Origin of the sequence: Corallococcus sp. AB018 (genome assembly GCF_003986945.1) — a bacterium.
Taxonomy (GTDB): Bacteria; Myxococcota; Myxococcia; order Myxococcales; family Myxococcaceae; genus Corallococcus; species Corallococcus exiguus.
The window spans coordinates 1-9,074 of the sequence record NZ_RAWR01000308.1; the positions used below are offsets into that span (position 1 = coordinate 1).

Genomic DNA, 9,074 nt, shown 5'->3' on the forward strand with positions numbered 1-9,074 from the left:
GCATCGTCCTGGTCCCCGTGCTCGTGTTGGGTTTCGGAATCCCACTGGAGCAGGCCGTCCCCGCGAGCCTGATGTGCGTGGTGGCCAACTCCTGCGCCGCCGCCGCCAGCTACGTGGAGAACAAACTGAGTGACCTGCGGCTGGGGCTCACCCTGGAGCTGGCGACGGTGATGGGCGCCATCGTCGGGGGGCTGGTGGCGGCCTTCGTCGCGGAGGCGATGGTGGCCGTGGTGTTCGGCCTCTTCACGCTCTTCGTGGCGCTGCAGATGCTGTTGATGCGCCGCCCCGTCCAGGAGCCCGCGACGGCGGCCAACTACGAGCCCGGCAACTACCCGCTGGGCATCTCCGGTTCCTTCGTGGCGGGTGGGCTGTCCGCGCTGCTGGGCGTGGGCGGTGGCCCGCTGAAGGTGCCGCTGATGACCTACGGCATGCGCGTTCCCTTCAAGGTCGCCAGCGCCACCAGCAACCTGATGGTGGGCGTCACCGGCGCCGCCAGCGTCGCGGCCTACGCGTGGCGCGGCCAATTGAATCTGGGGCTCGTGGCGCCGTTGGTCGTAGGGGTGCTGGGCGGCGCGTCCGTGGGAAGCAAGTTGATGCTGAGGACTCCGACCGCGGTGCTCAAGAAGCTCTTCGCGGCGGTCCTGTTGATTGTGGCCGGACAGATGTTGTGGAAGGGAGGGGAGGGGTTGTGGCCGAGCGTATGGAAATGAGTGAAGCGGAGCCTGAGCTACCCGGTGTCCACCCGTCGATGATGGTGCCGGAGGCAGGACCCCCGCGTCGCAATGTGCAGGCGACGTCGGTGGCGTTGGATGCGGAGTTCCACGAGCAGCTCCCGCAGGAACCCATCACCCAGCCGGAGGTGCTCCCACGCGAGCGCCGGGGGGCCCGGAGGCTCGCCGCCGGGGAGCGATGGATTGCCCGCATGCTGCGCACCGGGGCCATCACCAGTGGGGCCATGTTCGTCACGTCGCTCGGGCTGGAGTTATTGCCGCGCGACGAGTCCGTGCACGTGGCCATCGACCTGTTGCGCAAGGGCGCGGCGTCCATGCTGCTGGTGACGCCGGTGGCACGGCTGGCGATGGCGGGGACGTTGTTGGGCCTGCGCGGCGAGTGGCGTTACGCCGCCATCGCCGCGGGTGTCATCGGGTTGCTCGCGCTGGCGGTGGGCGCGGGCTTCCAGGCCTGAACCGGAGTCAGACGCAATGAAGACCGCGCGCGGGGCTACACGCCGCGCGCGGCGAAGTGCGCGAGGACGTTCTTCACCTTCGCCACCTCGTCGTGCTGCTTGAGGTCCTCGTACATGGGCAACACCGCCTCGAACTGCTCGCGGGCCGCGGCGTAGTCCTGGAGGTAGTAGCAGGACAGCCCCAGGTCCCAGCGCGCGCGGGCCTCGTAGACGTGGTCGTGCAGCTCGCCGTACACGTCCACCGCGCGCAGCAGGTGCGGCCGCGCGTTGTCGTGGTGGCCCAGCAGGCCTTCGGACTCGCCCAGCAGCAGGTGCCCCAGCGCGAGCGCCTCCGCGTCCTCGCCCTGCTCCAGCAGCGGCACGGCCTCCAGGAAGCGCTTGCGGGCGGGCTCGTACTCGCCCTTGGCCATTCGCAGGTCGCCAATGTCCAGGAGCAGCCGCGCGATGCGCTCGGAGTTGCGCGTCTGGCGGTAGAGGATGAGCGCCTCCTGGTACTTCTCCTCGGCGCCGTCGACCTCGCCCATGGCGCGCAGGGACTCGCCGATGCAGGCGCGGGAGAGCGCCTCGCCCTCGCGGTCGCGGGCCTCGTTGAAGAGCAGGGCGGCGGTGGCCATGTGCTCGATGGCGCTCTTGTGATCCTCGAAGTAGGCCTTCACCACGCCCAGGCCGAAGAGCGCCTGGGCCTGGCCGGGCTTGTTGCCCGCGGTCTTGAAGAAGCCGAAGGCCTCCTCGTAGTGCTCGCGGCTCGCGGCGTGGTCCTCCAGCATCCCGTACAGCTCCGCCAGCGCCACCAGCCCCTGGCCCACTTCCGAGGGCGAGCCGGTGATGCGCAGCGGGGCGAGCGCGTTCTTCTGCTTCTGGATGGCGTCTGCGATGTGGGCGCGTTCGTTGTCGGACGGGTGCATGTCAGTTCTCGTGAACCTTGCGGCGGCGGACGCTCCTGTCCAGCGAATCGTGCTTCTCGCCCCCTTCAGCGCCGTTGCCATCGGGCTCGGCGTTTCCGTTGCGCTCGGCCTTCTCCTTCTCGTGGACCAGCAGCGGGGAGAAGAAGCAGTCCTTCTTCGTGTACTCGTCGAAGGCGAACGCGAAGCGGTAGCTGGCGGCCGCGCGCTGGTTGCAGTCCGTGCGCTCGCAGAAGCGGCAGGAGATGCCGCTGGGGATGGCGTCCTTGCGCAGGTCGTTGGTGGGCAGGCCGTACGCCAGGTACTTCGCGTTCTCCGCGTGCGTGCCCAGGCCGATGGAGTACGCCGTGCCCTTCACGATGGAGCCTTCAATCGGCTGCAGCTGCACCTTCGCGAAGCAGAAGTACGTCGTGCCGTCCGGCATGATGGAGTACTGGCGCGTAATCTGGGACGGGTTGAGGAACGCCAGGTGCACCGCCCACTTCGCGCAGGAGCCGCCGCCGGACGCGAAGCGGATGCCGGTGCCGCTGTAGCGCTTGGAGATGTTCCCGGCGATGTCCGCGCGCAGGAAGTGGAAGGGCAGGCCCTGGCGCTTGGGGTCGGACAGGTTGCAGATGCGGTGGGCCACCGTCTCGTAGGTGGTGCCGAAGATGTTGGAGAGCAGCTCCACGTCGTAGCGCGTGCGCTGCACCTCCTTGAAGAACTCGCCGTAGGGCAGCATCAACGCGCCGGCGAAGTAGTTCGCCAGGTTTACCTTGATGAGGCGCTCCGTCTCCCCGTGCCGCATGCGTCCCGCGCCCAGGATGCGCTCCACCAGCTTCTCGCGGTCCATCACCATCAGGCCAATGGACGCGGCCACCTGGAACTTCAGCGGCTGCTCCGTGAGGTCCGGCGACAGCGTGAGCGTGCGCGTGTCCAGGTCCAACCGGCGCACCACGGACGAGCCGCTGGCCGCGCGCTCAATCTGCACCTTGAAGTCGAACCGCTCCTCCAGCATGCGGATGAGGTTGCTGCTGGTGAGCTGCTGCTCCAGGCGGAAGTCGCGGCGCAGCCCTTCCGCCTGCTCCTCCAGCTCCGGGAAGTAGTTGCGGTGCTTCTCCAGGAAGTCGCTGACCTCGTCGAAGGGCGAGTAGTCGAAGCGCACGCCCGGCGTGTTGCCCAGCCCGGAAGGGGAGCCCTGAGTGCGTGTGCGCTCCTCCACGTTGAGCTGCGCGAGCACGTTCTCCAGCTGCGTGCGCGTGTTCTTGTAGAGGTTGAACAGCGCGGCGACGGTGCCGGCCAGCTTCGGCTCCGCGGACAGCGACTGGAGCGACTCCGAGTCGATGTCCAGGCTCTTGAGCAGCGGTTCATCCAGCAGCTTCGCCAGGGCCTCGTCCACGCGGCCCTCGCCCAGCGTGGACATGAACTGCTCGGGGTCCTGCTCGAAGTAGCGCAGCGCCTTCCACAGGAGCGGGAAGGGCATCACGCGCTTGCCCTTCTCGATGAGGTTCAGGTACGCGGGCGAGACGCCGAGGTCCTTCGCGGCGTCCGCCTGCTTGATGTTGCGTTGCAAGCGCAGGCCTCGAAGCTTCAGCCCCACGTTCGCGTTCAGCGCGTTGTCGTTGTTCATGGCTCCAACCCCCGGCGGGCCGCGTCAGGAGGCGCGCTCCGACACCGGGTCTCTGGATCCACTCTGCAAATCGATTTACCGATTTGCAATCAACGTTTTCGGATCGCCGCAGCGCTGTCCCGCAGGCGACGCGCGAAGGGTTGACTGCCTCCACCCTGGCCTTACAGGGACGTAATCCCATGTAATCATGGGGCTTTCAGCTGGATCCGGTGTGCGGCGGCGGCACCGGCGCACCGCGTTGTCAACCCTTGACTGACGCAGTGCGGCGGGACTGGGGAAAAGTCAGTAAAAAAGCGGCAGATTATTTACAGCGACTCACCGCGCTTCCGGGAGCCTCCGGAAGATGATCGCGACGTTGGTGCCGCCGAAGCCGAAGGAGTTGCTCATGACGGCGTCCACGCGGGCCTCGCGGGCGGTGTTGGGCACGCAGTCCAGCGGGATGCGCGGGTCCTGATTCTCCAGGTTGATGGTGGGGGGCAGCACACCTCGCGTGAGGGCGAGGATGCTGATGACGGCCTCGGCGGCGCCGGCCGCGCCGTTCATGTGGCCCGTCATGGACTTGGTGGAGGAGATGGCGACCGACTTCGCCGCGTCGCCGAACACCTTCGCGATGCCCTCCATCTCCAGCAGGTCGCCGATGTCCGTCGAGGTGCCGTGCGCGTTGAGGTAGCCGATGTCCGCGGGGGCCATCCGCGCATCCTTCAGGGAGGCCTTCATCGCGCGCTGGGCGCCTTCATGGCCGGGCGCGGGCGAGGTGACGTGGTAGGCGTCCGAGCTGGCGCCATAGCCCACGAGCTCCGCGAGGATGCGGGCGCCCCGGGCGCGGGCGTGCTCGTACTCCTCCAGGACGAGGATGGCCGCGCCTTCCGCGAGCACGAAGCCGTCGCGGTCCTTGTCGAACGGGCGGCTCGCGGCCTGGGGTGCGTCGTTGCGATTGGACAGGGCCTTCATCGCGGCGAAGCCGCCCACGCCCAGCATGGAGATGGGCGCCTCCGCGCCGCCCGCCAGGGCCACGTCGAACTCGCCGCGCTGGATGCCGCGCATCGCTTCTCCGATGGCGTGCGCGCTGGTGGAGCACGCGGAGTTGGTGGCCCAGGACGGGCCCTTGATGCCGTGGCGCATGGAGATGTAGCCGGGCGCCATGTTGATGATCATCTGGAGGATGAAGAAGGAGCTGATGCGGTCCGGCCCCTTCTCCAGCGCCTTGCGGTGGGTCTCCTCCAGGCTGCTGAGTCCGCCGATGCCGGAGCCGATGACGGCCGCCACGCGCTCCGCGTTCTGTTCGGTGATGACCAGCCCGGAGTCCTCGAGCGCCATGTCCGACGCGGCCACCGCGAACTGCGCGAAGCGGTCCATGCGGCGCACCTCGCGCCGTTCGATGTAGTCCTCCGGGTTGAAGCCCTTCACCTCACCGGCGAAGCGGCAGTCCAGCGCACTCGCGTCGAACAGGGTGATGGGCCCCACGCCGCTGCGGCCGTTCACCAGCGCGTCCCAGCTCTTCTCCACGCCGATGCCACAAGGGCTGATGAGCCCCATTCCCGTCACGACGACGCGCCGCTGTTCCATCGCGCACTCCTTGACCCTGCATGTTGAACGGGATGGTATTATGACCATCCTTCCATGAGTTCAAGCCAAAGGGAGCCCCGATGAGCGAGCAGGCAGACAATCCGCGCACGCGGACGGTGACGTGGAGGGACCCGAAGGAGGGCGCTTCCGCGGCGAAGAAGCTGTCGGGGCTGGAGTACCTGCGCGCCATCCAGCGGGGCGAGCTGCCGGGGCCGCCCATCGCGGAGCTGATGGGCTTCACTCCCGTGGAGGTGGAGGAGGGCCGGGTGGTGTTCGCGGTGAAGCCGGGCGAGCACCACTACAATCCCATTGGCATGGTGCACGGCGGGCTGGCCGCGACGCTGATGGACTCCGCCATGGGATGCGCCATCCACACGATGCTGCCGGTGGGCGCGGGCTACACGACGCTGGAGCTTCACGTGAACTACGTGAAGGGCATTGCCCACGACACGGGACAACTGTTCTGCAAGGGCGAGGTCATCCACCTGGGCGGCCGCGTGGCGACGGCGCAGGGCCGGCTGGTGGACGAGAAGGGCACGCTCTACGCGCACGGCACGACGACGTGCATGGTGTTCCGGCCGCAGGGCGCGGGCGGCAAGGAGTAGGGGCGATGCGCTACACCGCTGAACACAAGCAGGCCACGCACGCGCGCATCCTCGCGGCGGCGGAGAAGCTGTTCCGCGCGGAGGGCTTCAGCGGTGCGAGCGTGGAGCGGGTGATGCGGGCCGCGGGCCTGACGGTGGGCGGCTTCTACGCCCACTTCGCCTCCAAGGAGTCGCTGCTCGCGGAGTCGCTGCGCGCCTTCATGACGGCGCGCAGGACGCCCTGGCTCGCGGGGCTGGAGGAGGCGCGGGGCCCCGTGTTCCTGGATCGCTTCGCGCGGCGCTACCTGGATCAATTCAACCGGGACACGGGCGATACCACCTGCATGATGCCGTCGCTCCTATCGGACCTGACGCGCGCGGCGCCGGAGGTGCAGGCCGCGTTCGGAGAGGGGCTGGAGGACCTGGTGGGCCAGGCCCAGACGCACCTGCCCGCGCGCGAGGGCGCCACGCCCCGGCAGCAGATGCTGGCCACGGTAGCACTGTGCTTCGGCGCGATGACGCTCGCGCGGGCCACCGCGTCCCAGCCGCTGGCGGGGGAGATTCTGGATGCGGCTCGCGCGCTGCTCGTCGCGGGGCCGCCGGTGAAGGGGGAGGGGAGCGCCACGAACGAGGCGCCTCGCGCGCACGCGGCGCCGCGGAGGGTTCCTGCCTCGCGCAAGAAGGCGCCTTCCCGGAAGCGCCGTGTCGGCTCCGCGCGCAAGAAGCCCCTCTGAGCGGACGTCCTGCCGACATGTGTTCCTGGTGCGTCGGCATTCCGGGCTGGACGACATGGGGTCCACCGTGGAGTCCTTCTGCGCGGACCTTGAACTGCGGGGATGAAGTGGGCGCATTGAAGAAGTGGGTGGCTCGCGCGTGGCTGCTGAGCCTTGCGCTCACGCTGGGCGCATGTGCCTCCGCGCCGCTCGCGGCTCCCTGGGCGGACCCCGAGCCCCTCCGCTACAACATCCTCTACACGCACGACCCCACGCCGCGCCTGAACGTGGAGGTCTTCCTGCCTCGGAAGTTCGCGCTCGATTTCCTCTTCCGGCAGCCGGGGCGGGTGGGGTCCCTGGTCGCCACGGACGAGAGCGGCAACCGGTTCGAGTTCTTCCCCAGGAACGGCGCGGTGCACGTGCCCGAGGGAACGCGTGTTGTCCGCTACCACTACCCTCTGGCCGTCCCTCCTCAAGGGGGCGGCAGGCACCTGTTCGGAGGCATGGGAGAAGCAGACACCTGGCACGTGGCCGGCAAGGCCTACTTGCTGACCCCCAGCCGCGTGACGGCCGACATGCGCGTGGACCTCACCGTGTCTGGCGCGGACGTGCTCCTGCCATGGACCCCCGGAGACAACGGCGTCTACCACCTGCGCGGCGAGGACCTCATCGACGCGGGCTTTCATTCCTTCGGTGGCAGGCGGTGCGAGGCGCATGTCGGAGCCTCCGTGATGGAGGTCGCCCTGCTGGGCCGCTTCACGCACCTGACGGACGCGGACATCTGCGCGTGGCTCGAACAGGCCGGGCGCGAGGTGGTCACCGTGCGCAAGTCCTTCCCGTACCCGCGCATCACCGTGCGCGTGTTGCCAGTGCCCGGTGATGCCACGCCCGGAGTCTTCGGCATGACCCTGTGGAGCGCTCCGCCCAGCATCTCCATCCTCGTGGGCCAGGACGCCACCGTGGAGTCCTTCGTGAAGGACTGGGTCGCCGTCCACGAGATGCTGCACCTGACGCATCCAGCGTTGGTGCCCCGGGAGGCCTGGCTCACCGAGGGCCTGGCCACCTACTACACGGAGCTCGCCCGAGCGCGCTCCGGACGCCAGACGGCCCAGCAGGCCTGGCGGGAGCTGACGAATGGCTTCGCGCGAGGCCAGGCCGCCTCGCGCTCACGCACCATGAAGGAGGCCGTCGCCGAAGAGCGGAACTTCATGGGCATCTACTGGACCGGTGCGCTCTTCGCGCTGCACCTGGACGTGGAGCTGCGCCGCGTGACGAACGGCCGCGCACGTCTGGAGGACGTGCTGGAGTTGCTCGCCACGCAGGGCCCCACAGCGACGCTCGCAAGCTTCGGAGCCGCCGTGGACACGGTCGCGGGCCAGCCGCTGTTCGCCGCGCTGCTCGCCCGCCATCTGCCGAAGCCCGCCTTCTCCGAACTGGCCCCCTTGCTGGAGAACCTGGGCGTCCGAATTGACCCAGGTGGCGTCACGCTCCATGCTGCGCCGGGCAGTGTGTTGCGAGAGGACCTGGACGTCGCACGGAGTCCGAATGCCGCGAGGTAAACACCTGGAAAAAGAAGCGGGCGTAACCGATTCCCGGTTGTCGCGTATCGCATGCATCCGCGAGGTTCGCGGCATCCGTAGATGAGGTCCGCCATGTTCCGCAGCGTCCTGATGCTCGCCGCCACCCTGTCGCTGTCCGCGTCCGCCGCGGAGCCCGCGGCTTCCGACAAGCACTTCGTCTTCCGTGATCCGAACAGCCGCGACACGGTGATGTTCGTGCTGGACGCGCCGCTGGAGGTCATCAACGGCCTGTCCAACCAGGTGACGGGCCGCGTGGACGTGCAGGGGCAGAAGGCCAGCGGCCGCTTCCAGGTGCCGGTGAAGTCCATCAAGACGGGCAACGAGACGCGCGACGGCCACCTGCAGAACGACCGCTGGCTGGACGCGGCGAAGCACCCGGACATCGTCTTCGAGTTCAAGGACGTGACCCTGCCCGCGCCGCTCGCCAACGCGAAGCCGGTGGTGCTCAAGACGAAGGGCACCTTCACCATCCACGGCATCACGCGCGAGGAGCCCGTGGAGGTAACGGCCACGTACCTCCAGGAGACGGCCGAGACGAAGAACCGCGCCGCGGGCGAGCTCTTGCGCGTGCGCGCGAAGTTCCAGATTCCCCTGGAGGCCTACGGCATCCAGCGCACCGAAGCGCTGCTGCTGAAGGTAGGCGAGCGGGCCGAAGTCACGGTCGACGCCTGGGGCTCCACGCAGTTCAAGCCGTAGCGGTTGTTGTCGTCAGTTCCCCCGTAGTCACACCCCCAAGCGGTACGAAAGGAAGCAACACATGAACGTCAAGGCTCTTGCGGCGGTCGTCGGCACCCTGTCCCTCGGCGCGCTGGCCACCGGCTGTGCGTCCAACAAGGCGGCGGAGGGCAGCAAGGTGCACGCCGCGTCCCCGGGCGCGGCCGAAGGCGCCGAGGCCAGCTGCAGCAACAAGCCCGCCGACAGCGCGGCTCCCGCC

Annotated in this window: 9 protein-coding genes; 6 read left to right on the forward strand and 3 right to left on the reverse strand. The window is 68.6% G+C overall.

Annotated elements, in window-relative coordinates; genetic code table 11:
- The first annotated feature begins 2 nt into the window (after nt 1-2).
- On the forward strand, nt 3-710 hold the full coding sequence (locus D7Y11_RS39450; RefSeq protein WP_233607546.1) for a sulfite exporter TauE/SafE family protein: 708 nt from the start codon (nt 3-5) through the stop codon (nt 708-710).
- Nucleotides 707-1,186 (forward strand): hypothetical protein, encoded by a 480-nt coding sequence (locus tag D7Y11_RS39455; RefSeq protein WP_233607547.1) that lies wholly within the window; start codon nt 707-709, stop codon nt 1,184-1,186. Before D7Y11_RS39450 ends, D7Y11_RS39455 begins: the two co-directional genes overlap by 4 nt.
- 35 nt (nt 1,187-1,221) lie before the next feature.
- Here D7Y11_RS39455 and D7Y11_RS39460 read toward each other — a convergent pair whose 3' ends face one another.
- The 3 genes from D7Y11_RS39460 to fabF form a co-directional block, all read right to left on the reverse strand.
- Complete coding sequence (locus tag D7Y11_RS39460) at nt 1,222-2,091, reverse strand: tetratricopeptide repeat protein (RefSeq protein ID WP_126936261.1); 870 nt, start codon at nt 2,089-2,091, stop codon at nt 1,222-1,224.
- 1 nt (nt 2,092) lies between these two features.
- Nucleotides 2,093-3,697, reverse strand: a complete 1,605-nt coding sequence (locus tag D7Y11_RS39465) for a short-chain fatty acyl-CoA regulator family protein (RefSeq protein WP_126936262.1) — start codon at nt 3,695-3,697, stop codon at nt 2,093-2,095.
- Between the two features lie 315 nt (nt 3,698-4,012).
- Nucleotides 4,013-5,263, reverse strand: coding sequence for a beta-ketoacyl-ACP synthase II (gene fabF / locus D7Y11_RS39470; RefSeq protein ID WP_126936263.1), 1,251 nt, complete (start codon nt 5,261-5,263; stop codon nt 4,013-4,015).
- Nucleotides 5,264-5,343: 80 nt separating this feature from the next.
- On the opposite strand from fabF, the gene D7Y11_RS39475 reads away from it, so the two are divergent.
- From D7Y11_RS39475 to D7Y11_RS39490, 4 genes are all read left to right on the forward strand, one after another.
- Nucleotides 5,344-5,868 carry a PaaI family thioesterase gene (locus D7Y11_RS39475; RefSeq protein ID WP_121753840.1) on the forward strand — a complete coding sequence of 175 codons (525 nt, stop codon included), beginning with the start codon at nt 5,344-5,346 and terminating at the stop codon, nt 5,866-5,868.
- A 5-nt stretch (nt 5,869-5,873) separates the two neighbouring features.
- Nucleotides 5,874-6,581 carry a TetR/AcrR family transcriptional regulator gene (locus tag D7Y11_RS39480; RefSeq protein ID WP_126936264.1) on the forward strand — a complete coding sequence of 236 codons (708 nt, stop codon included), beginning with the start codon at nt 5,874-5,876 and terminating at the stop codon, nt 6,579-6,581.
- 116 nt (nt 6,582-6,697) lie between these two features.
- Nucleotides 6,698-8,119: a hypothetical protein gene (locus D7Y11_RS39485; protein WP_233607548.1), complete on the forward strand. Its 1,422-nt coding sequence runs from the start codon at nt 6,698-6,700 to the stop codon at nt 8,117-8,119.
- A 93-nt stretch (nt 8,120-8,212) separates the two neighbouring features.
- Entirely contained in the window at nt 8,213-8,836 is a 624-nt protein-coding gene (locus tag D7Y11_RS39490) for a YceI family protein (protein WP_126936265.1), read from the forward strand.
- The last annotated feature ends 238 nt before the right edge of the window (nt 8,837-9,074 follow it).

Bases quoted from the DNA above. Each gene is read 5' to 3' on its own strand.
- D7Y11_RS39455 (WP_233607547.1), top strand. From the start codon at position 707: ATGAGTGAAGCGGAGCCTGAGCTACCCGGTGTCCACCCGTCGATGATG.
- D7Y11_RS39460 (WP_126936261.1), bottom strand. From the start codon at position 2,091: ATGCACCCGTCCGACAACGAACGCGCCCACATCGCAGACGCCATCCAG.
- D7Y11_RS39465 (WP_126936262.1), bottom strand. From the start codon at position 3,697: ATGAACAACGACAACGCGCTGAACGCGAACGTGGGGCTGAAGCTTCGA.
- fabF (WP_126936263.1), bottom strand. From the start codon at position 5,263: ATGGAACAGCGGCGCGTCGTCGTGACGGGAATGGGGCTCATCAGCCCT.
- D7Y11_RS39475 (WP_121753840.1), top strand. From the start codon at position 5,344: ATGAGCGAGCAGGCAGACAATCCGCGCACGCGGACGGTGACGTGGAGG.
- D7Y11_RS39480 (WP_126936264.1), top strand. From the start codon at position 5,874: ATGCGCTACACCGCTGAACACAAGCAGGCCACGCACGCGCGCATCCTC.
- D7Y11_RS39490 (WP_126936265.1), top strand. From the start codon at position 8,213: ATGTTCCGCAGCGTCCTGATGCTCGCCGCCACCCTGTCGCTGTCCGCG.